The 22,104-nt window shown below is 59.0% G+C and carries 23 protein-coding genes; 9 read left to right on the top strand and 14 right to left on the bottom strand.

The genetic code is table 11. The features are described from left to right. Positions 1–237 precede the first annotated feature (237 nt). Both ACP15S_RS15150 and ACP15S_RS15145 read left to right on the top strand, forming a co-directional pair. Positions 238–915, top strand: coding sequence for a Crp/Fnr family transcriptional regulator (locus ACP15S_RS15150; protein ID WP_425040478.1), 678 nt, complete (start codon positions 238–240; stop codon positions 913–915). Beyond that, positions 912–1,502, top strand: coding sequence for a DUF4202 domain-containing protein (locus ACP15S_RS15145; protein ID WP_425040477.1), 591 nt, complete (start codon positions 912–914; stop codon positions 1,500–1,502). The genes ACP15S_RS15150 and ACP15S_RS15145 overlap by 4 nt, the downstream gene beginning before the upstream one ends. Positions 1,503–1,693: 191 nt before the next feature. Here the strand turns inward: ACP15S_RS15145 and hemA are convergent, their stop codons facing one another. The 10 genes from hemA to cobA form a co-directional block, all read right to left on the bottom strand. After that, a complete protein-coding gene (gene hemA, locus ACP15S_RS15140) occupies positions 1,694–2,908 on the bottom strand; it encodes a 5-aminolevulinate synthase (protein WP_425040476.1) in 1,215 nt (404 codons plus the stop codon). A gap of 69 nt (positions 2,909–2,977) precedes the next feature. Further along, positions 2,978–3,235, bottom strand: coding sequence for a hypothetical protein (locus ACP15S_RS15135; protein WP_425040475.1), 258 nt, complete (start codon positions 3,233–3,235; stop codon positions 2,978–2,980). Positions 3,236–3,237: 2 nt separating this feature from the next. Further along, entirely contained in the window at positions 3,238–4,782 is a 1,545-nt protein-coding gene (locus ACP15S_RS15130) for a cytochrome D1 domain-containing protein (RefSeq protein WP_425040474.1), read from the bottom strand. Further along, positions 4,757–5,971 (bottom strand): heme d1 biosynthesis radical SAM protein NirJ, encoded by a 1,215-nt coding sequence (nirJ, locus tag ACP15S_RS15125; protein ID WP_425040473.1) that lies wholly within the window; start codon positions 5,969–5,971, stop codon positions 4,757–4,759. The genes ACP15S_RS15130 and nirJ overlap by 26 nt, the downstream gene beginning before the upstream one ends. Position 5,972: 1 nt before the next feature. Continuing rightward, positions 5,973–6,461 (bottom strand): Lrp/AsnC family transcriptional regulator, encoded by a 489-nt coding sequence (locus ACP15S_RS15120; protein WP_425040472.1) that lies wholly within the window; start codon positions 6,459–6,461, stop codon positions 5,973–5,975. Further along, the gene (locus ACP15S_RS15115) at positions 6,458–6,907 is read right to left on the bottom strand and encodes an Lrp/AsnC family transcriptional regulator (RefSeq protein WP_425040471.1); all 450 of its coding nucleotides are present in this window, start codon (positions 6,905–6,907) and stop codon (positions 6,458–6,460) included. The genes ACP15S_RS15120 and ACP15S_RS15115 overlap by 4 nt, the downstream gene beginning before the upstream one ends. Further along, on the bottom strand, positions 6,904–7,887 hold the full coding sequence (locus tag ACP15S_RS15110) for an Lrp/AsnC family transcriptional regulator (protein WP_425040470.1): 984 nt from the start codon (positions 7,885–7,887) through the stop codon (positions 6,904–6,906). Before ACP15S_RS15110 ends, ACP15S_RS15115 begins: the two co-directional genes overlap by 4 nt. 11 nt (positions 7,888–7,898) lie before the next feature. Next, positions 7,899–9,008, bottom strand: coding sequence for a cytochrome D1 domain-containing protein (locus tag ACP15S_RS15105; RefSeq protein ID WP_425040916.1), 1,110 nt, complete (start codon positions 9,006–9,008; stop codon positions 7,899–7,901). Between the two features lie 56 nt (positions 9,009–9,064). Continuing rightward, positions 9,065–9,400, bottom strand: a complete 336-nt coding sequence (locus tag ACP15S_RS15100; protein WP_425040469.1) for a c-type cytochrome — start codon at positions 9,398–9,400, stop codon at positions 9,065–9,067. Further along, entirely contained in the window at positions 9,393–10,193 is an 801-nt protein-coding gene (gene cobA, locus ACP15S_RS15095; protein ID WP_425040468.1) for a uroporphyrinogen-III C-methyltransferase, read from the bottom strand. Before cobA ends, ACP15S_RS15100 begins: the two co-directional genes overlap by 8 nt. Before the next feature lie 381 nt (positions 10,194–10,574). On the opposite strand from cobA, the gene ACP15S_RS15090 reads away from it, so the two are divergent. The 7 genes from ACP15S_RS15090 (at position 10,575) to ACP15S_RS15060 (ending at position 16,437) form a co-directional block, all read left to right on the top strand. Then, positions 10,575–10,955 (top strand): c-type cytochrome, encoded by a 381-nt coding sequence (locus ACP15S_RS15090; protein ID WP_425040467.1) that lies wholly within the window; start codon positions 10,575–10,577, stop codon positions 10,953–10,955. 118 nt (positions 10,956–11,073) lie between these two features. Beyond that, a complete protein-coding gene (locus ACP15S_RS15085; RefSeq protein WP_425040466.1) occupies positions 11,074–11,526 on the top strand; it encodes a c-type cytochrome in 453 nt (150 codons plus the stop codon). 13 nt (positions 11,527–11,539) lie between these two features. Then, positions 11,540–12,910, top strand: a complete 1,371-nt coding sequence (locus ACP15S_RS15080; protein ID WP_425040465.1) for a cbb3-type cytochrome c oxidase subunit I — start codon at positions 11,540–11,542, stop codon at positions 12,908–12,910. 11 nt (positions 12,911–12,921) lie between these two features. Continuing rightward, the gene (locus ACP15S_RS15075; RefSeq protein WP_425040464.1) at positions 12,922–13,719 is read left to right on the top strand and encodes a CbbQ/NirQ/NorQ/GpvN family protein; all 798 of its coding nucleotides are present in this window, start codon (positions 12,922–12,924) and stop codon (positions 13,717–13,719) included. Continuing rightward, a complete protein-coding gene (locus tag ACP15S_RS15070) occupies positions 13,719–15,668 on the top strand; it encodes a nitric oxide reductase activation protein NorD (protein WP_425040463.1) in 1,950 nt (649 codons plus the stop codon). The genes ACP15S_RS15075 and ACP15S_RS15070 overlap by 1 nt, the downstream gene beginning before the upstream one ends. Continuing rightward, positions 15,665–16,195 carry a cytochrome c oxidase subunit 3 gene (locus ACP15S_RS15065; RefSeq protein ID WP_425040462.1) on the top strand — a complete coding sequence of 177 codons (531 nt, stop codon included), beginning with the start codon at positions 15,665–15,667 and terminating at the stop codon, positions 16,193–16,195. Before ACP15S_RS15070 ends, ACP15S_RS15065 begins: the two co-directional genes overlap by 4 nt. Continuing rightward, positions 16,192–16,437 (top strand): nitric oxide reductase F protein, encoded by a 246-nt coding sequence (locus tag ACP15S_RS15060; RefSeq protein ID WP_425040461.1) that lies wholly within the window; start codon positions 16,192–16,194, stop codon positions 16,435–16,437. Before ACP15S_RS15065 ends, ACP15S_RS15060 begins: the two co-directional genes overlap by 4 nt. Position 16,438: 1 nt before the next feature. Here the strand turns inward: ACP15S_RS15060 and ACP15S_RS15055 are convergent, their stop codons facing one another. The 4 genes from ACP15S_RS15055 to ACP15S_RS15040 all read right to left on the bottom strand — a co-directional run bounded on the left by ACP15S_RS15055 (position 16,439) and on the right by ACP15S_RS15040 (position 22,024). Further along, positions 16,439–16,855 (bottom strand): cupredoxin domain-containing protein, encoded by a 417-nt coding sequence (locus tag ACP15S_RS15055; RefSeq protein ID WP_425040460.1) that lies wholly within the window; start codon positions 16,853–16,855, stop codon positions 16,439–16,441. Then, complete coding sequence (locus tag ACP15S_RS15050) at positions 16,852–18,666, bottom strand: NapC/NirT family cytochrome c (RefSeq protein ID WP_425040459.1); 1,815 nt, start codon at positions 18,664–18,666, stop codon at positions 16,852–16,854. Before ACP15S_RS15050 ends, ACP15S_RS15055 begins: the two co-directional genes overlap by 4 nt. Positions 18,667–18,738: 72 nt before the next feature. Then, complete coding sequence (locus tag ACP15S_RS15045; protein WP_425040458.1) at positions 18,739–20,337, bottom strand: cytochrome D1 domain-containing protein; 1,599 nt, start codon at positions 20,335–20,337, stop codon at positions 18,739–18,741. 517 nt (positions 20,338–20,854) lie between these two features. Next, positions 20,855–22,024 carry an alpha-hydroxy acid oxidase gene (locus tag ACP15S_RS15040; RefSeq protein ID WP_425040457.1) on the bottom strand — a complete coding sequence of 390 codons (1,170 nt, stop codon included), beginning with the start codon at positions 22,022–22,024 and terminating at the stop codon, positions 20,855–20,857. Positions 22,025–22,104 lie beyond the last annotated feature (80 nt).

The following is a 22,104-nucleotide window of genomic DNA, read 5'->3' as shown; positions in this document are numbered from 1 at the left end:
GATGTCGTCCGCAGCCACTTGGATCATACCAGCGGGAAAAAACCAATTAGCCTTATCGCCGCACTCGTCAAAATAAAAATGAACAAAGGTTTGATTTAATTGAGGTAGCTCAAAGATGCCATTCCCATCGCAGTGCTACCAAAGGAGTCGGGAAGCGAATCTGAAATAACGTACGTCGAAGCGAGTCTTCACTAGCCACGAAGGACGACGATCATCGAAAACCTACACGCCGTTGCGATGCGGTCACCGATTTTCCGCAACCTGAAACAGCAAGATGTTGAACATCTTCTCGAGCGTTCCGTTCTGAGACCTCTGGACCGGGGCGCCTCAATTTATCTCCAGGGCGAAAGCGCCCACAGTATGTTTATTATTTTAGATGGTTGGATCAAAACCTACCGCTTGTCTTCATGCGGCAGCGAAGCAGTTGTCGGAATTTTTTCCAAGGCAGGTTGCTTTGGCGAAGAAACCGCATTGCGAAACGCCAATTACACAACTGGTGCGGAGGCCGTCACAGACGCGCTTGTCGCCCAACTGGATGGCTGCGTGCTGCAAAAGGCAATTGATGAAGACTTAAATCTTTGTCTCGCGCTTCTCAAAGGTGCGATGCGGCAACGCAATGATCTGATCACACATGTGGAACAGCTGAAATCTCACACGGCAGCACAGCGCATTGCCGATTTCCTTTTGACCCTATGCCCAGACAATTCCAGCACATGCACGGTCGTCCTGCCTTATGACAAGGTGCTGATCGCAGCATGGTTGGGGATGAAACCCGAGTCACTTTCACGCGCTTTCCGTCGCTTGAAAGGCCACGGTGTCACGATCCGCAAAAATCACGCCGTTATCGAATCCGTGGAAGAGCTCAGCCACTACGCCGAGGAAGACCCGGCCGAAGCATGGAGCGCGCGCCTATGAGCGAAGCAAAACTTGCGCGCGTTTTGGACGCCATCGACAAGGCGAATGCCGCTGATCCAAAAACGGAGGTGGATGAAGCGGGCGAGGCGAAACCCGAGGCGCTTCTATATGGCGAACGTATGAGTTCCGAGTTGGAGCGCCTGTTCGGGCAGACGGTGTCTGATGTTTTGCAGATTGCCGCCCGCGGCCAGCACATAGAGCGTTGGACGCTTTTGCGCTCGGATTATCCCGAGGGTCGTGCCGGATATTTGGCCTGGCGTCGCGATCAGGGTCGCGCGCATGGCGACAGGCTGGCGGGATTGATGCAAGACGCAGGCTACGATGCACAATCCTGCGCGCGCGTGGGTGTTTTGCTGCGCAAGGAAGGCATCAAACGCGATCATGAAGTACAGATGCTGGAAGATGTGATCTGCTTTGTTTTTCTCAAATGGTATTTTGCTGATTTCGCGGCAAAGCATGCGGAGGACAAAGTGCTCGATATTGTCGCGAAAACCGCACGCAAGATGTCTGGCGAAAGCCGCGCTCGGGTCCTGGCGGAATTCGAACTGCCCGAGCCTTTGGTCAACGCTGTTCGGAAAGCCGCCTGACCCTCAAGTTTCCATTTTCAGCGCTTCGCAAAAAACCTGGATCACGAATACACTGCCAAGCAAATGCTTTCCCGTGATTTTTGTGATGCGCGATGTCTCAGGTTTCCGTCGAAATGCTCTAACGCGCAACCAAAAGCGGCCTCACTGGGACGAGTGAGGCCACTTTTCAATGCAGGCGCGCGGGCGGCCTATCAGGCCACCGCGCGGCTCAGGGCGCATTGAGACCACAGATCAGACAGAGCCCGGCTCAGATGCATGATGTCAGCCTCGGTGTGCAGAGGGGACGGTGTAATGCGCAAGCGCTCCGTTCCCTTGGCAACCGTGGGATAATTGATGGGCTGAACGTAGATGCCATAATGCTCAAGGAGTGTATCGCTCAGAAACTTTGCTTTGAACGGATCCCCGACAACGACGGGCACAATATGGCTCGGGTTCTCCATATGTGGGATGCGGAAATGGTCGAGCTGTGCCCGCAGACGCGCCACATTGCGTTGTTGCGCCTCGCGCTCGGCATTGGAGGCCATCAGGTGTTCCACAGACACACGCGCGCCTTCCGCCAAAGCAGGCGGCAGCGCTGTGGTGAAGATGAACCCGCTGGCAAAGGAGCGCACAAAGTCACACAGAGCGGCCGAGGCCGCGATGTATCCGCCCATGACCCCAAAGGCCTTGGCGAGCGTGCCTTCAATCACCGTGATGCGATCAGCAAGGCCTTCGCGCTGCGAAATTCCGCCCCCACGCTCGCCGTAGAGCCCAACAGCGTGGACCTCATCGAGATACGTCATGGCGCCGTGCTTCTCGGCCACTTCGACAATTTCGGCCATGGGAGAGATATCGCCATCCATCGAGTAGACGGATTCAAAGGCGACGATCTTTGCCCCATGCGCCGGCAATGCGGCCAGTTTCCGGTCAAGATCTTCAGGATCGTTGTGCTTCCAGATGACCTTGTTGGCCTTGGAGTGACGAATCCCCTCGATCATGGAGGCGTGGTTCTTGGCGTCCGACAGGATGGTGCAATCCGGCAGCTTCGCACCAAGCGTGCTCAGCGAGGCCCAATTGGACACATAGCCTGATGTAAAGAGCAGCCCGGCTTCCTTGCCGTGCAAGCGCGCAAGCGTGCGTTCCAGTTCGACATGCAAATGCGCCGTTCCCGAGATGTTACGCGTCCCACCGGCACCGGCACCATCCGCGAGAGCAGTGCGTGCAACGGCTTCGCGGACGCGCGCGGATTTGCCCATGCCAAGGTAGTCGTTGGAGCACCAAACCGTCACCGGTCTGCGGGCGCCTTCCGTCAGCTGAACCGCTTGTGGGGCCTGTTCAACAGGACGCTCCAGTTCGGCAAAGACGCGGTAATTGCCCTCATCGCGCAACGCATCAAGGGCGGTCTCGAAATAGGCTTCGTAATTCATGGCGCGCTCCATTGCAGACGTGTTGAACACCACCAGACACGCTCGTGCCGCGCTTGCCCTTGACCATAGTCAAGCATCCGCCTCGTCCATCAGGCGCCGCGCCCATCTGGCAAAGGCCCAGGCCGCGGGCACACCCAGAAAAATCCCCCAAACGACTGAACTTTCGGGAGAAATTGCCTCAAAGCCCAAGACTTGCAGCATGAGAAACAGCATGAAAAGGTTGATGGCAACAGCCCCTGCGGCAAAAGGATACAGCAGGATCGCAAGTTTCCAGATGGGCCAGCGGCCGTCTTCTTCCTGCGTAGGTTGGAGAGGCATCTCGTTCATGATCAATGGCTCGTTCCGCTGGAAAACGTGATCTTGTTGTGGACGTTGTACTTGCCCGAGGGCTTGGACATCGGCAGGCGTTTGACCTCTTTCAGTGTCGCTGCGTCATAGACGATCACAGCGCCATCGCGCTCCCAGATCGAGACGAGCGCGTGTTTACCATAGCGATCAAACTCAACATGGGCGACGGTCTTGCCCTCCGCGGGCTTCAGCGTTTTGACGATCTCGAGACTGTCCTTGTCGATCACATGCATCAAATCCCGGTTTGGCCCGAAGAAGACATCCGCCCAGACATAGGGCGTCGCCTCGTGGCTGCGCAGAAAGAAGCCCGGCCCTTCAGTTTTGATCTGTTGCACCGTTTCCCAATTGTTCATGTCGATCACAGACAAGACACCTTCGCGCAGATGCGGTGTGGCCATGACCTGACGACCGTCATGTTGCCATGTAATGCCTGAGCCCAAATGCGGCATGCCGGGCAGCTCGAGATCGGCAACCTTCTGGCCGATGACCATATCGATGACATGGCCGCCCTGCCCGTCGCGCCAGGCGCCCATGACATATTCATAATTCTGGCTGAAGAAGAAATCGTCTAGGATTTCAGGCACTGTGACCACACGCACAGGGAACGGCTCATCGTAGCCCAGCGGTCCTTCGTCGCGGTGATCATGTACGAAGCCGTAGAACGGCGGATCTTCTCCGTAGAACACTTCCCAAATTTCGGGCACATCTTTCAAGGCCAGCACAAAGCTGTCGCGCGGCGGCGCTTGATAGACGGCAGAGACGCGGCTCGGCGTACCGTCCTTGCCGCGCACTTGCTTGACCTCGACAACGCTGAGATCCTCGGTCGAGAGCAACGTCAGCGTCATGGGCAGGTAGTTCGCAACAGCAAGCCATTTGCCATCCGCGCTCATGGCGATGTTGCGGCTGTTGATGCCCGCGCGCACACGGCCAACCTCTTGCATGTTCCACAGATCGACCTTTTGAACCCATCCGTCCCGGGACATGATGAAGACAAAGCGACCATCGGGCGTAAACTTGGGGCCGCCATGGACCGCGAGGGGCGTCTCCAGGCGCGCCATGACTTCCATCTTGTCGCCATCAAGCACGGAAATATGGTGGTCTCCGGTCTCTACAACCACGAAAAGGTTCATGGGATCCGCGCTATGTTGCGGGCTCTCCGGCGCCACATATTCGGGATTGAGATCGCGGGTGCTGTCGATTTTTGCGATGTCCCAAACCGGGATCTCCGGCAATGGTTCATGCACATAGGCCGCCAGCACGGCAATCTCCTGCGCGCTCAATTGATCCGCAAAGCCAGGCATTTGCGTGGCATCGCGCCCATGGGCGATCACGGCTTCCAGCCGGTCACCCTTGAGGCGTCTCAGAGCTTCGGGAATAAGCGCAGGCCCCAGCGCGCCAAGCCGATCATCGCCATGGCACACGGCACAATGCGTTGCAAAGAGCACTTCGGGCGGACTTGTGTCTTCGGCGGCAAGAGCGCCGGCGAGACAGGCCAGCAGACTAGTAAAAACGATGGGCCGGATCATGGCGCTTCCCTCGGAATGTTGTGACTTCCAAACGCGGCCCTTCCGGTGCCACGAGACCAATCTCACTGTCATCGAGATAACAGGCCGGGTCCTCGGCCCAGGGATTGCCCGTCAGTTGCAAGGCGCGAATGCGGGTGTTGCCGCCGCAGACAGCCTGATGCTGGCACGCGCCGCAGCGCCCTTCCAAGGGTCGGGGCCGCGTGCGCAAGAGCTCCAGCATCTTGTCATCGCCGGTCCAAAGCTCGGTGAACGGGGTCTGTTTGACATTGCCGATCGTGTAGTCAGACCAATAGGTGTCGGGGTGGACCTTTCCTGTGGGGTCGATATTGGCCACGCCGACACCTGAGGAATTTCCGCCCCAGGCCGCCAGATGCGCCTCCACATGGGTGGCCTTTTCTTCCGCGAAGTTGGCGCGAACCCAATTCAGAAAGAGCACGGCATCCGCATCGTTGTTGCCTGTCACAACTTCAAAATGCCGACCGGCCTGCAATGCGGCCCAGGCGCGATCAAGCAGCAAATTCACACAGGTGCGCGCCCGACGGTGGCCGGCATCGTCGCCACGGTTCTTGTTGCCGCGCCCGGCATAGACGAGATGCGACATGTAAAACTTGTCAATTCCCTCTGCCTCACAGAGATCGAGGATGTCGCGCAATTGCTCCGCATTTTCATCCGTGGGCGTGAACCGCAGGCCCACCTTGATGCCCAGCTCCTTGCAAACCTGCACACCGCGCAGCGCCTCATCAAACGCGCCTTCCTTGCCGCGAAACCAGTCGTTCGTCTTGCCCACGCCATCAATGGAAATGCCGACATAGTTGAACCCGATCTCGGCCACTTTGCGCGCCATATCTCCCTCGATGCGCGTGCCATTGGTCGAGAGCGCCAGATAGCGGACCTTCTTGCGCGCATAGGCTGCGAGCTCAAAGAAATCGGGCCGCGACAGGGGCTCACCGCCCGACAGGATCAAGGCCGGAATGCCAAATCCCGCGAGATCATCGATCACGCCCAGCGCCTGTTCGGTAGACAATTCTCCCGGGAAGGGCACATCCGCCGACGTCGTGTAGCAATGGCGGCATTGCAGGTTGCAGCGCCGCGTGAGATTCCAGATGACAACAGGTCTGACACTACCACGCCGTTGGCGTACGGGTGTCGGCGTCTGCAATTGCTCCATGTACTGGCTCAGTCGAAACATATCACTTCTCCGTTTTTCGCAGACGCAACCCGGTCTTTTTCAGGATCGCTGTGGAATAGAGGATGTCAGAAGCCGCGCAGGCATCGCCCAAAAGGTCTGCAATCCTGCCGCGCTTTTCCTCCACCTCGTCCCGGCTACTGCCATGCACCATGGCAAAAAGGTTAAACCGCCAATCCGGCAGGGCGCGGGGGCGAATGTAGCAATGCGTCACAGCCTCCATGGCGCCGACGAGGGGCCCGAGCTCATGGACATGCGCATCGTCGACGTCCCAGACCGACATACCGTTTGATGTCATGCCAAGCTTGTAATGGTTGGGGGCGATGCCAATACGGCGGATGGCACCGCGCGACATCATCTTGGCCATCAAGTCAATCACGGCCTGTTCGTCCATGCCCAGCTTCTCTGCAATCGCCTCATAGGGGCGCGGGACAAACGGCAAGCCTGCCTGGCAGGCGGTCACGACATCGCGCTCAATCGAAGACAAATTCATGCCGCCACCCGGAAGCCCACGAAGAACTCCTTGAGTTTTGGAAACTGCCAAACCGTGAGGCCCGTCTTGGCTTCAATCGCCTGCGCCGTCTGCGCGATGCCTTCTTCCGTTTCCGTAGCCAACACAAACCACATATTCAAACGATGCGTGCGTTTGTAGTTGTGGGCGACTTCTTCAAAGCTGTTGACCTGCTCGCAGATTGTATCGAACCCATCCTCCGGCACCGCCATCGCACACAGGCAAAACGCACCGCCCATTTCAGCCACATCGAAAAAAGGCCCAAACCGCGTGATGACACCGCTTTCCTTCATGCGATTGAGGCGTGCGATCAGTTCTTCTTCGTCGATGCCAAGCCAGGCGGCGGCATCGGCGTAAGGCGTGGATGTGAGCGGGAAGCCGCCCTGCAACTTATTGAGTATCTCTCGATCAATTTCCTTGAGTATCACGATGCAGCACCCTCCCGTGCAATCAACGCGCCCTTCTGTTTGAAACAGCGGGTGCTGAACAAAACCTTGTAGTCATAGCCTGTGAGCTGTGCGTGGACGCGCGCGAAGCTCAAAACATCGAGCGCTTCAGAGCGGCTGCGTCCGTGGATCATGCAATAGAGTGTGTAAGGCCAAATGCCCTCAATGGGGCGGCGTTCGTAGCAAAGCGTGACCCCAGGCACATCCGTCAAAGCCCGGCCCCGCGCGGTGATCTCCTCTTTCGGGATGTTGAAAACGCACATGGCATTTGAGCGCCAGCCCAGCGAGCGATGCCGGACGATCAGGCCAATGCGCGACAGCATGCCTGCCTGCGCCAATTCGCGGATACGCCCAAGCACATCCTCTTCCGAGCGCCCCATGGAATGCGCCAGCGTCGCAAAAGGGGTCTCTTCAGGTTTTAGCCCGTTGGAGAGCGCCTGCACGATTTCGATATCCCCGTCCTCGAGGACAATGTCGTCCTGCACTTCTTTGGGTTCAGGCCTTGTGCCCGCGCCATCGAGCGAGAAACCCAGATCCACGTTGAACGGTTGGATCAAACGCAGATCGAGGACCTGCAACCCCGAGCGCCGCGAAATTCGCGCAAGGGTTTCGTCCACAAAGGCCCGCGTCGGACCGGTGGCTACAAACCAGATATTCCACGCGTCTTCACGCAAGTAGCTGTGGTTGACGCCTTCTTCTTCATTGATCAGCGCGGCGATGTCTTCGAGGCGATGCTCCGGCACGCTGATGGCCGCAAGCGTGCTCGCCGCAAGCGTATTGGGCCGGCACGTGGCGCCGATGCGGCTGATCGCGCCTGACGTCAGCAGGCCTTTGAGGCGCGATATGATATCGCTCTCCTCAACGCCAAACCCGTCGGCAATGACTTCGAAAGGATGCGACACGAGCGGCAGGCCCCGCTGCCAATCGTTCATCAAGCGCCAGTCCAGATCGTCGAGTACCATGAGGTGACCCCCTAAAGCCCAGAACGATGCGCACGGGCGGTGAAAAATATCCCTGACGGCGTGTCTGCCTCAAAGGCTCCGATCTTCTCGAAGGTTTGCGTATCGTAGATTTCAACACGGTTTTCATCGCGCACGGAGAGCCAGAGTTGATGGCCACGCGGCGTGAATTCCATATGCAGAACCGCGGGTCCCGGCGTCAGCGTTCGGATGACCTCGCCGCTCCGCGTATCGATAACCTCAACGGTGTCATTGCGCGGATGCGCATAATTGACCCAGACATGCCGTCCATCCGGGCGGGCCACCGCGAAGATGGGCTGACCATGGGTCTTTGTGCGCCCGACCTCTTCAAGGCTTTGCGCATCGATCCATAGGACCTCATGGCGTCCAACAGCGGGAAGCGCGAAACGGTCCCCTGCAAGCGCCCAACCCTCAAGATGGGGCATTTTGTAGACCGGCAGCGGGGTTTCACCGCGCCCGTAGCCATCCAGAACACGCACGGGTCGCAAGGGCTCGGACCACAGGTCAAACGCAGCCAAACCGTCTTCGCCGAACAGACCAACGATATAGCGGCGGCCATCCGCTGTGATCAGTGCATCATAGGGATTGATCCCAACATTCTCGACCTTCGTGATGTCCGGCGTCGTGCCAGACAAGTCCACGCGCCACGTCTCGCCTGCATCCCAGAGGGAAAAGACAAATTGCCGACCCGGCGCATCGACCAATCCGATGGTCTTGGACCCGGTCGGGAAATCCGCGACAAGCTCCAGCGTATCGGCATCAAAAACACGGACACCGCCCGGCTCATAATTGGAGACCGCAACAAGGCGCCCATCGTCAGAGATCGCACCTCCGATGGCATTTCCACCCTGCACGATCCGATGCGCGATGCTTTTTTGCGTGATGTCGACCTTCGTCAGCCCACCATCACGCCCGAAGACATAGGCAAACCTTTGGTCTGGCGAGAAGACGACGCTGGCGTGGGACAGATCCCCCAGGCCTTCAACGCGGGCAATCGCACCGAGCTCGGATTGATCAATGATCAGCAAGGACCCCGTCGCGCGTTCGACCACGACGCCCAGATCACCGGTCGCTACAATCTTTGGCGCTGCTGTTTCTGCCATTGTTGTAAGGGGCAAGCTCGTCGCAATCACACATGCCAGGGCTTTCAGGGCGTATTTCATGTGCCGTCTCCTGTCTCACCGCGTAGAAAATCTGCAATCCAAAGGGCTTCTGCCTCGCTCAGCAGCAGACGCCAGGGCGGCATGGCGGTCCCGGGGATGCCGTCGAGGATCACATCGCGCAGCGCGCCGCGATCCCAATGCATCATCAGATCCTGTGTGATCGGACGCCCCAAGCCCCCCTTGAGCGTAAGCCCGTGGCAAGAGCCACAATCCTGAATGACCAATCGTTCCAGATCACTTGCGCGCTCGGACGAGATGTCGTTCGCCTCAGCAGCGCCAGCCGTACCGAAGACGGTCAGGACAAGTCCCAGAATGACGATTGATTTATCCATGGCCAGCACGCGCCATGATCGGCTCCATCTCGCCCAAGGCGCCATTTTCCGCGGCCCGCTCCGCCAGGTCCACCACACGGCCAATCACCATGAGCACAGGCGCAGCGCTCGGCATTGCCTCGGCAGAGCGCGCGAGATCGGACATCGTGGTAAAGCGCGTGACTTGCGTGGGCCGTGTGCCATCTGCGACGAGCATGGCAGGCATTTCGCCGGCCATTCCTGCGGCCATGAGATTGTCAGCAATCTCCTTGGCATGCCCCCGCCCCATGTAGAACACGAGCGTGGTCTGGGGATCGGTCAGGCCTGTCCAATCAAGATCGAGCGTCGCGCCGGCACGGCAATGCCCTGTGACGAAACGTACGCCAGTGGCGAGCCCCCGATGGGTCAAAGGCGCGCCTGTCGCTGCCGCCACACCCTGTGCCGCGGAGATACCCGGAATTGCCGTGACCGGCACACCCGCCGCGCGCAAAACCTCAGCCTCTTCCGAGCCGCGCGCGAACATATAGGGATCGCCCCCTTTCAACCGCACAACCGCGCGGTGGCGGCGTGCGAGACGCACCAGCATGTCATTGATGTCATGTTGCGGGACGGGATGGCTGTGCGGGGCTTTGCCGACGTTGATCAGAGCAACGCCATTGGGGATCATCGCCATCACTTCATCGGAGACCAATCGATCATGCACAATGACATCGGCATTGCGCAGCGCTTTCACAGCCGCCAGCGTCAGCAGATCCGGATCGCCAGGGCCCGCACCGACAAGCACAACCTGACCGGGGAAATTTGTCATCGACATTGGCTCTTCCTTACACGTTTGAGGTGACCCGCCCTGCGTGCGCCTTCGCTCCGCGATGCATCCCGATTTGCACTATGGGCAAATACCGGCATCAGGGCCTGACGCTGTTTGCTGTGACTGCCTGTCCCGAAGCCAAGACCCGCATGCAGACCGTACATCACGCGATGTGCAGTGGATCGAAGTGACTTGAGGCAACGGACCGCAAGGGCGCTGTTCGTTTGCATGGGAGGCACTCCTTTTGGCTGGAAAGCAGTCGATCTCAAGCTAGCCGTGGAAGGCCCCGCTCGTTCCTTGACTTTCGTCAAGAGAGCGCAGGGCACCGTTTGCCATAACGACATGCGCGGGCATGGCTATGTGCCGCTGTTTCCAAGGAGAATGCCGATGTTACTCAAACGCTTTGCCGCCACTCTTGGCGTCATGCTGGTCACTTTGCCGCTGCATGCAGAAGGCGATCCCGCCAAAGGCGAAAAGGTGTTTCGCAAATGCAAGGCCTGCCACGCCGTCGGCGATGGTGCCAAGAACAAGGTCGGCCCTCATCTCAACGGGATCGTCGGCCAAGCCGCAGGCGCGAATCCGGATTTCAAATATTCCGACTCACTAAAGGCCAGTGCAGCCGACGGCCTTGTCTGGGACGATGCGACACTTGGCGCGTTTCTGGCCAAGCCCAAGGACGTCGTCGCAAAGACCAAGATGAGCTTCCCGGGCCTCAAGAAAGACGCCGATATCGCGAATGTCATCGCCTATCTCGCGACATTTGAGTGAACGTGGGACAGCGCGCCGCAGCCACAATCTTGACTTTCGTTAAGGCCTGCGCGCGCGCCGCTCCGCATCATTGCACTCACCCGGCCCTACCAAAAGCCGCAACCCAAAGGAGGTCAGGATGAGTGAAGTCCTAACCAAATCCATGGCGCGCAACATCTTCTATGGAGGATCGTTGTGTTTCATCGCCATTTTCGTGGGCCTCTCGGCTCATTCCCACTACTACATCGTGAATGTCTCGACGGCTGACGCGGAGCTGACCGAAGAGGTCGTCGCGGGCAAGCATATCTGGGAAAAGCACGCCTGTGTGAACTGTCACAGCATCCTCGGCGAGGGCGCCTACTTCGCACCCGAAGTCGGCAATGTGATGGAGCGGTGGGGCGTTCTTGATGATCCGGAAGCCGCCTATGAGACACTCTCGGGATGGATGGCCGCACAGCCCTCCGGAATCGAAGGCCGTCGCCAGATGCCGAACTTCGATCTGTCCGAAACCGAGATTCGCCAATTGTCCGAATTCCTGCGCTGGACCAACCAGATCAAAACGCAGGACTGGCCACCGAATGACGCAGGGTGAGGAGGCCTGAGCCATGAAATATGAGACACAAAAAATCGCGCTGCTTTACTTCGTAGTCGCCATGGCGCTCTTTGCCGTTCAGGTTCTGGGCGGTTTGCTGGCAGGGCTGATCTATGTCCTGCCCAATACGCTATCAGAGCTCCTGCCGTTCCATACGGTGCGGATGCTGCACACCAACTCGCTCATCGTTTGGCTCCTGCTGGGCTTCATGGGGGCGACCTACTTCATCCTGCCGGAAGAATCGGAGCAGGAAATTCACTCGGTCAATCTGGCTTACCTGCAACTGGGTATTCTCGTTTTGGGGACGCTGGGCGTCGTCGTGACCTATCTCTTTGATCTGTTCAACGGCCACTGGCTCTTGGGCAAGGAGGGGCGCGAGTTCATCGAACAGCCCGTCTGGGTCAAGGTGGGCATCGTCGTGGCTGCATTGATCTTCCTCTACAACGTCACGATGACGTCGCTGAAGGGCAAGAAAACCGCGATCACCAATATCCTGCTTCTTGGACTTTGGGGTCTGGCGCTTCTGTTCCTCTTCTCTTTCTACAACCCCGGCAACCTCGCACTCGACAAGCAATACTGGTGGTACATCGTGCACCTCTGGGTCGAGGGCGTGTGGGAACTGATCATGGCGTCCATTCTGGCCTTCCTGATGCTCAAACTGACAGGTGTCGACCGTGAGATCGTGGAGAAATGGCTCTACGTGATCGTGGCCACAGCACTCTTCTCGGGCATTCTGGGCACCGGGCACCACTACTACTGGATCGGCACACCGGCTTACTGGCAGTGGATCGGCTCGATCTTCTCCAGCCTTGAGATCATTCCCTTCTTTGGCATGATGGCCTTCGCCTTTGTGATGGTCTGGAAAGGCCGTAGGGATCATCCCAACAAAGCGGCGCTCCTGTGGGCGCTGGGATGTGCGACATTGGCCTTCTTTGGCGCCGGTGTCTGGGGCTTCCTGCATACGCTGCACGGTGTGAACTACTACACCCACGGCACGCAGATCACCGCAGCACACGGTCACCTGGCCTTCTTCGGGGCATATGTCTCGCTGAACCTCGCGATCTTCACCTATGCCATGCCAATCCTGCGCCAGCGCGATCCCTACAATCAGGTGATCAACATGGCCAGCTTCTGGATGATGGCCGGTGGCATGACCTTCATGACCTTCGTTCTGACCTTCGCAGGCACCGTGCAAACACACCTGCAGCGGGTTCAGGGGGATTACTTCATGGATGTGCAAGACCAACTCGCCATCTTCTACTGGATGCGGTTTGGCTCTGGCGTCGTCGTGGTGCTTGGTGCGCTTCTCTTCATCTACGCTGTCATGGTGCCGCGTCGTGAAGTGATCTCAACCGACGCCGATACAACCGTGGCCGCAGAATGAACGCGCCGCGCATGACACAATCGGAAGGGGCACAAGCTGCCCCTTTCTACATGGAGCAAGGGCCCGAACGCGCCCTCTTCGAGACGGCGTATAACGCACAAATGCCACTCTTGCTCAAAGGCCCGACGGGCTGCGGCAAGACACGGTTTGTGGCCCATATGGCCGCCAAGCTGGGCCGTCCGCTCTATACCGTGGCCTGCCACGATGATCTGACAGCATCCGATCTGATCGGGCGCTATCTCCTGAAAGGCGGCGATACGGTCTGGGCCGATGGTCCGCTGACCCGTGCCGTCCGCGAAGGCGCGATCTGCTATCTCGACGAGGTGGTGGAAGCCCGCAAGGACGTGACGGTTGTTCTGCATCCGCTCACCGACGATCGACGCATTCTGCCGATTGATCGCACCGGCGAGACGCTGGAAGCGGGTCCAGGCTTCATGTTGGTAGCCAGCTACAATCCCGGCTACCAGAACATTCTCAAGACCCTGAAGCCATCAACGCGCCAGCGGTTCCTCTCGATCAGCTTCGACTTCCCGGCGCCGGATCAGGAAGCGGAAGTCGTGATGCGCGAAAGCGGGCTGGATGCCAGCCGCACAGCCTCGCTCGTCCGTCTGGCGGGCAAGCTGCGTGCCCTGAAAGGCCAGGATCTCGAGGAAGGGGTGTCCACCCGTCTCGTGATATACGCCGCAACGCTCATCACCCGAGGCGTCTCCTTGCCTCAGGCCATTGAGACCGCGATGATCGAGCCTCTGACCGATGACGACGACGTCAAACAGGGTCTGCGCGACATCGTGACAGCGGTGTTTGGCTGATGGACGGGCTGGAGCCTTGGGAACCGGAAGAAACGGTTGGCAAGCTTTGGCATGCTTGGGCGGCGGGCTTTGACGCGCCGCCCACAGCGCCTGAGGCCGCCGTTACTCTGGAAGACGAGATCGGGCGCCTTGCAGTTCTCTTTCGCGGGTTGGGCGGCGATCCGTCTGTCGAAATCCGCCCTGTCCTGCGCGAGCATTCCCACCATCGGCTGAGCCTGCGCCGGAAGTTGGGCACAATCATTGAAGAAGTCGAACAAGCCCATTTTGATGGAGAAATCCTGCGTCTGCCCGCCAAGATCTCCACATTCGACGATCCGGCCCTGAATGCCGGTCTGTATTCCTGGCTCATAGCGCAGGCCGCTTGCGTGGATGCCACCGAAGCGAACACGCCCGAAGATACACTGCGCCAGGACATTCACACACTCTATCACATGCAACAGGCCGTCTCGCGCACGCTTGAGACCTATCCCGGCCTGACCCCGCTCTATCACCGGCTGTGCAGCGCATATCTCCCGCGCCGTCCTGTGACCCGCCTGCCGCGCGCCGAAGCAACTCTGGAGGCCGCCACCCGGACGCTCATGGGCGATGACGCGCCTGACAGCCCCGCAGTTCTGGCCTTGGCCAGCGCGCTTCAGCATGGTGGCGCCGTGATCGATGAGGCCGCTGCCCCGCGCCGCTACAAGCCCATGCGGCCCGTGCCGCTTTGGCTCCGTTTGACGCAACCCGAGAAAACCATCGCGCGCTGCACAGACGAGCCCGACGCAGCCGGCGCATCGAAACCTTCCGAAAGCCTCGAGAAGCGCTTCAAAGGCAAGCGTCAGCAAGCCGATCGCGCCGAAGCGCGCGACAGTCTGATCCTGCACAAGTTCGAAGCGATCCTGAGTTTTGCAGAATTTCTCAACCTCAATCGCCGCGTCGATGACGATGATCCCGAGGCCGCCAAGAAAGCCATGGATGATCTCGATGAGCTGGCGCTCACGGACGTCTCCAAAGCGCCCGCGACGAAGTTCAAACTCGATCTCGACCTGGCCGCAGAAGACGTGAATCGCGAAGCGGTCGCGGGCAAACTGACCTATCCCGAATGGGATGCGCGCCAAAAACGCTACATGCCGGATCACACCTGTGTGCTGGCGACAGAGGCGGAGATGGAAGCAGAACCCGCACCGATGGATGCGGCCGCACGCCGTCGCATCAACAGGGTACGGCGGCAATTCGAGAGCTTCCGGCCGCGCCCCTTGACCCTGCATGGGCAAGTCGATGGCGATACGCTTGATCTAGAGGCCGTGTTGCGCGCGCGAGCCGATCTCGCCGCAACAGGCGATGCGCGCGATGCGCTTTGGTGCCGGACATCTGCGCAGGCGCGGGACCTGTCTGTCTCGCTCCTGCTGGATACGTCACGCTCTACCGAGAGCGCAGTGACCGGACGCGCCGTGATTGATATTGCCCGCGAAGCACTGACAGCCTTGGCCTGGGGGATGGACGCCTGCGGGGATCCGCTGGCCATCCACGGGTTTTCCTCTCTGCGCCGCGACCGGGTTTATGTCCAGCGTTGCAAGGATTTTGCCACGCCCATGAGCGTTGATGTGGAGCGGCGTCTGGCGAGCCTCCGGCCCGGCTTCTATACCCGGCTTGGCGCTGCAATCCGCCATGTCTCTGCCGATCTGCAGAACCGCACGTCCAGCCGCCGCCTGCTCCTCGTTCTGACCGATGGCAAACCCAACGACCTTGATCACTACGAAGGCCGCCACGGGATCGAGGACACCCGCAAAGCGGTACTGGAAGCGCGGATGCTCGGGCAATCGGTCTTCGGGATTGCCGTGGACAAACAGGGCCAGAGCTGGTTCCCGCGTCTCTTCGGACAAGGGCATTTTGCGGTCATCACTGATCCCGACAAGCTGACGAGCGCGCTGCCCCAGATCTACCGGCATCTCGTCGGTCAGGGCGGATGAGCACGGGTACGGTCGTTCGCACATTGCCCGGCGAGCTGCTGATCTGGGTCCTGATTTTCTCGGAGCTGGCGGTCTTTGGCGCTGGTATCGTCGTTTTCATGGCGCTGTGGCTGACGGACCCGGCGGGCTTCTCCGAGGCACAAACAGCACTGCTGCCCGGGCTTGCTGGCATCAACACAGTGCTCCTGATCACGTCAGGGTTCCTTGCGGCCATGGCGCTCCTGCGCCTGTCAAAGGCGCGGTTGCTTCTGGTCATTGCAGCCCTCCTCGGGGTGGGATTTCTCATCCTGAAGGGAATGGAGTTTTACCACAAAGCGAGCCTCGGCATTACCTTTGAGACCCATGATTTCTTCATGTTCTACTATCTGCTGACGGGATTTCACGCCGCCCATGTTGTGGCGGGGGTCGTGATCCTGCTGCTCGTCGCCTGGACGAAAGAGCCCGCTCACATTGAAGCAGGCGCCGCCTTCTGGCATATGGTCGATCTGGTTTGGGTCCTGCTCTTTCCAGTGCTGTATTTGTTATGAGAGCGCTGGTTCTGGCATGGGGCGGCTTGGCCCTGCTCTCCGCGGCCACAACGCTGGTGGCGCTCTTTGGGCTCTCCGCCCCGCTGGCAGGCGTTCTGATCCTGGCCGCGGCCTGGGCCAAAGCGCGCCTGATCTTCCTGTGGTATCTGGGGCTTGCGCCTGTGGAAGGCTGGCGCCAGGGGATCCTCTTTGGGCTCGCGCTCTTCATGGCGCTGCTCTTTGGGCTCTATCTCTTGAGGTAGCTCACGGCTCGACGGTGATCGATCCAATCATCTCGCGGCGCTCCCAATGGGGACCGCAGAGGTAATCCACAGGGCCCGGTATCTCGAAGGTGAACTCGACCCATTCCTCCGGGAATGCCCGATCAGACTCCGGCTCATTTGGAACAATCACCGAATGGCTCGTGCGCTTGTCCACGTTGACCCAGCGCACGGTCGTACCCACGGGCACAGTGATCTGCGCAGGGCAAAACCGGTATTCATACATCAGAACGACACGCGCCTCCGAGATCTCGGACGACGGCGCGCCAAACATTTCCTGATAGCGCTCTTCAGCCTCCATGCACAGCGCGGCGTCGTCCTCGGCAAAGGACACGCCGCCCACGAGAGACAGGAAAATGGCGCAGGTCAGAGCCTGCGCCGCTTGTCGTTTGCCGATCATTGACCAACCACGTTGATTGTGGCGCTGTCATCGTCGAGCGCAAGGCTCGTGTTCAGCGTCACATGGTGGAAGCGTGCGGCGGTATAGTCGTCGTGGATCGCAAAGCCCACTGTATAGGTTTTGCCCACCGCCAGCGGCACATCGCCGATGCCACCTTGCAAGGAGCGGGAGAAGACCACGGTCCACATGCCCGCCTCAAGGGTCGCGCTGGCCGCCATCTCACCGTCGTTCTGGATCCGACGCTCGAGAAGATAGCCATTCTCAGAAGAACCATCTTCATAGACCCGCATCAGGTCAAGGAAGGTGCCATTGTCGAGATAGGCCTGCAACTCTTCTGCGGTCTTGAGCTTGTCCCAGCCCCCTTGCGCCTTGCCGCGACGGCCCTTGATCTCGATCTTGGTGCGTGTCTCGGAGAGATACTTGCTCACGCTGCCAGTTGCATGCAGAGCCTCGGCAATTTCGGGGTTGGCAGCGATGCCTTCCGCACCGGGATCAAAGGGCATGTAGGTGTTGTCCGCGTGGCACGACGCCCAGCAGCCCACCTGATCGCCCATATCAATATCATTGCCGGCAATCATCATGGCGACCTTGATACGGTTGTCAGGGTCCATCTTGCCACCTTCCACGAAGGGCGCGGGATTGTGACCGGCATCGGGCCAGGAAATACGGAAGTAGACTTGCTCCGCATCATGGGTCGCTTGCACGGTCGCATTGATGAAGCCGCGCTTGCCGGGGATCGGCGTGGGCTCTGTCTCGCCCCCCGCAACGATCTTGTCGCCAATGGTCTCAAGCTCGGCTGCGTGACAAGTGGTGCATTGATCACCGCCTTTGGTGAGCGGACGGGCACCACCATGGGTTTTCCCGTTTTGCACCCATTCAAAGGAGGCCTGACCAGGGTAGAAGAGCGTCATGTCAACCTCTGCCACAGCACTCCAGTCAATGCTTGGTGCGACTGTGCCTGCACCATCGCCTGACGCGTCGGCCACCTGGGTGTCTGCCTCGGATTGTGCCGCCTCGAACTTGGCGCGCTCATCGGCTCGGGCCGCTTCAACGGCCGCAGCAATCTGCGCCTGATGGGCTTCACGCTCTTCCTTGGCAGCTGTCTTGCGCGCGGCCGCTTCTTCGGCCTCTTGCGCCTCGATCTTGGCAAGGCTCGCGAGATACTTCTCGGGCACCTCACGGGCATACGCAGGGTTGGGCGCCTCAAGCGCTTCGAGGTATTCTTCATCCGCCCGGTCGCGCAGATCCAAATGCGCGATGCCTTTGTGGCAATCGATGCAGGTCTGGCCGTTTTCCATGGCGTTCAAGTGCTGCTGACGCGCGCGGGGTTTCTGGAACTCCGGCAGCATCGCATCAAAGTGGTGGCAGTTGCGGCATTCGCGGCTGTCTGTGGCCTTCATCCGCTCCCATTCATTCATAGCAAGATGCAGGCGTTTTTCGTCAAACTTCTCGGGCGTGCTGATCGTGCCCACGACCTTGCCATAAAGCTCCCGCGAAGCCTTGATCTTGCGGATCATCTTGTGCGTCCAGTCCTTGGGGACGTGGCAATCCGAACAAACGGCTCCAACACCGGAGCGGTTTACGTCATGGATTGTGCCCTCGTATTCCGAAAAAACATAATCGCCCATCTCGTGGCAGGAGACGCAGAATTCCTTGGTATTCGTGGCTTCCATCGCCGTATTGAAACCGCCCCAGAATATGATCCCGGCGGCGAAAGCGCCCAACACACCAGCGATTGGCATGCCCCAGAAAAGTGAGCGTTTCCAAAGTGGTGTGCGCGTGGTGTTCTCGGAGGCGTCGTTGGCTGACATGGGTCTGCTCCTGCGATGGCGGACAATAGAGGAAAAGGGGCGACAGCGCCGCCCCTTCCGTGATCACTCAGATCAGGTTTTGTGGTTCGACCGGTTGTAGACGTTGAACTTGCCGGTCGGCGCGTAGAGGCCCTTGATCCGGGTCTTCTCTTCCAGCGTCTTGGCGTCGAAGATCACGATCTCTCCATCAGGCTCCAGCGAGTTGGCCAGGTTCCACTTGGAAACCCAAACCTCAGAACCGTCCTGGTTGAACTCGAAGTGGACGGCTGCGTTGCCTTCCTCTTCGGTGATCTGGATCGTTTTCACGATCTCACCGGTCTCTTTCGAGATGACCTGGATGGATTGCTGGATTTCCGGCTCGGGGTGCTTGGTCTGGTCAGCCCAGATGTAGTCCGATGTCTCATGGGTCCGGATAAAGAGCCCGGCGCCATCGGTTTCGACCTCGTAGCAGATCTTCCAGGCGTTATCGGGATGATTTTCCGGATCATTGCCCCAGACAGTGACAAGGCCCACACCGAGGTGCGTTGTGCCTGCAACTGGCCCACAATTCGGGTCAATCCAGTTCGCGCCAGGACCCGGGTGCGGCAGCGCATCGGTATCGATCATCGCTTCCAGCTTGTGGGTCTTGGTATCGACGACAACCATCTTGTTCGACGCGTTGGCCGCAATCTGGAAGTAACGTCCTGTCGGATCAAAGAAGCCGTCATGCAGGAACTTGGCGGAGTTGATCTTGTCGATCCGCAGATTGTCGAGATCAGTGTAATCCACCTGCCAGAGCTGGCCCAGTTCCTTGACCGCGACGATCCAGGATGTCTCGTTGGGTGTGGTGTAGATCGCAGCCACGCGGGCCTCTTCCACATAATCCCCGTCGACGTTCACACCGCGGGTGGAAACGACCTTCTTGGGCTCCATGGTCACAGCATCGACAATGGCGAAGTGCGGCGGCCAGTAGCCCCCACCGATGACATATTTACCGTCACCAGACACAGCCACATCGCGGGCATCATAAGCAATTTTGACCTCGGCCACGAGCATGTTCTCAGGGTTCTGCCACAGGTCGATCTTGGTCATCTTGCCGTCGCGGCCCATGGTATACCAGAAGCGGCCGGGAGTTTCGGGCTCTTCGATCTTATGGTGCTCGGACGCCTTGAGGACGTGCACAGCATAGCCTGTTGGGATATGCGCAAGGACCTCTTTGGTATCGCCGTCAATCACGGCCACCTTACCCACGTCGCGTTCGATCACGACGAAGAAATTCTCCCAGTTCCGGCCATGAAGCGGCTCGGTCGGGTAGTCTTCAGGCTCGACGTAGACCTTGCGGGTCTCGGCCATCTGCGTCAGCGACATCTCTGGAGGCTTGGGCGGCTCCATCATGATGTAGGTCGCCATGTCCTTGATTTCCTGCTCGGTCATAATGTCCGAGAAGTTGTTCATGCCACCTTCGGTGCCCCAGGCAATAATCTTTTCGAGACGCTCCTGGCCGAGCTTGAGTGTACCGCCTTCGGTCACTTTGCCATCCTTGGCCGTCTTCTTCCAATGTGGCTCGAGATTCTTGCCCGTCGCGCCTTTGCGCAACACGCCATGGCAGCCCGCACATTGCTGGAAGTACAGTGTCTTGGATGCCTCGAAGGCTTCCTCACTCAAAGTGGGTGTTTCGGCGAACGCTGGCATGGCTAGGCTGGACGCCAAGAAAACAGCGCCCAGACCGTAACCAAACCTTCTGTTCGGTGGTGTTTTTGCAAGTGACATCATCACTCTCCTGGGTTGGATGGAACGCTGTCTATCAGGCCCGTCCCGGCATCAAACATCCTTGACTTTTGTTAGGAGAGGCTGTGCCGAGCTGTCGCATTGAGAAATCTCAAGCAGCGTCGAACACCATGAGTCGAACGGGCATAAGCAACTGTATTTAAGAATTAAGTTTGCCTATCGCGACGCCTAAATATGCATCTCAAACAGCGATTTTGCCGCTGTTTTGAGCAGCAACCGACCGGCTTATCCTGCTTTTTAAACGCGCCACTTTGCGTTGTGCTGCCGCGCTCAAACAAGCTGCCAAACACATGCGATTCAGCGTTGGAAAATCTCTGTCCACCGCGAATGCAAGGGCCCTGTGATAGCGCCTGGCACGCCGCGAAGAGGGTCCCGCCCACAAGGGCGAGACCCTCTCACGCAAGACGTTGCGCGTGGGACGTCAGGCCACGCGGGCCAGGTACGCGTCCAGCATGCGAATGTTGTCAGGAGACAGATCCGCCACGTTTCGCGCGCCCATCAGCTTCAAGTCGCGCTCAATCTCGTTGCGCATCAATTCCAGCGCGCGCTCTACCCCGGGCTGGCCTGCAGCGGCCAGCGCGTAGAGATAATGCCGCCCGACGCCCACAGCCTTCGCGCCCATGGACAAGGCCTTTAGCACATGCGTCCCACGCTGCACACCGCTGTCCATCATAACGTCGATTTTGTCACCCACCGCATCCACGACCTCGGCCAGCTGATCAAAGGGCGTTCTCGAGCCATCAAGCTGGCGGCCGCCATGGTTGGACAGCACGATCCCAGTGCAGCCAATCTCGACCGCGCGTTTGGCATCGGCGACGGACATGATGCCTTTGAGGCAGAACTGACCGTCCCACTCCTTCACCATCTCGGCAACATCATCCCAATTCATGGTCGGGTCCAGCATCTCTGTGAAATAGCCGCCAATGGATGACGCGCCACCGCTCATATCGACATGATCCTCCAGCTGCGGCAGGCGGAAGCTTTCATGTGTGACGTAGTTGATCCCCCACATGGGCTTGATCGCAAACTGGATCATCCCCGCAATTGTCAAACGGAACGGGATCGAAAACCCGGTGCGCAGATCGCGTTCCCGATTGCCCCCGGTGATACTGTCCACGGTGAGCATCATGACTTCTACACCCGCCTCCTTGGCGCGTGTCATCATCGCACGGTTCAAGCCGCGGTCACGGTGGAAATAGAATTGATAGCATTGCGGCGTCTTGTGCCTGGCGCGCAGCTCCTCAAGGCTCACAGTGCCCAGCGACGACACCCCGAACATCGTACCGTACTTCTCTGCCGCTGCCGCAACCGCGCGTTCGCCTTGATGGTGAAAGAGCCGCTGCAATGCCGTGGGCGAGCAATAGACCGGCATATCGAGCGTTTGCCCCATGATCTGCACCGACATATCGACCTCGCCGACACCGCGCAAAACGGACGGCACCAGATCACAGGCCTCAAAGGCACTGGTGTTGTTGCGATAGGTGACCTCATCGTCCGCACCGCCATCAATGTAGTTGAAGATGGGGCCAGGCAGCCTGCGTCGGGCAAGTTCACGGAAATCAGCGAAGTTATGGCATTGAGACAGGCGCATTCGTAGGTCCTCCAGAAGCCGCGCTCTTGCGCTTGGCCAAAAAGAAAATCCGGGCGCAGTATCGCGCCCGGGGTCTTGGT

The organism is Primorskyibacter sp. S187A (assembly GCF_049800955.1).
Lineage (GTDB): Bacteria > Pseudomonadota > Alphaproteobacteria > Rhodobacterales > Rhodobacteraceae > JAKVBH01.
The sequence above is the reverse complement of the archived record's forward strand: the minus strand, read 5'-3'. Positions and strand labels throughout refer to the sequence as shown.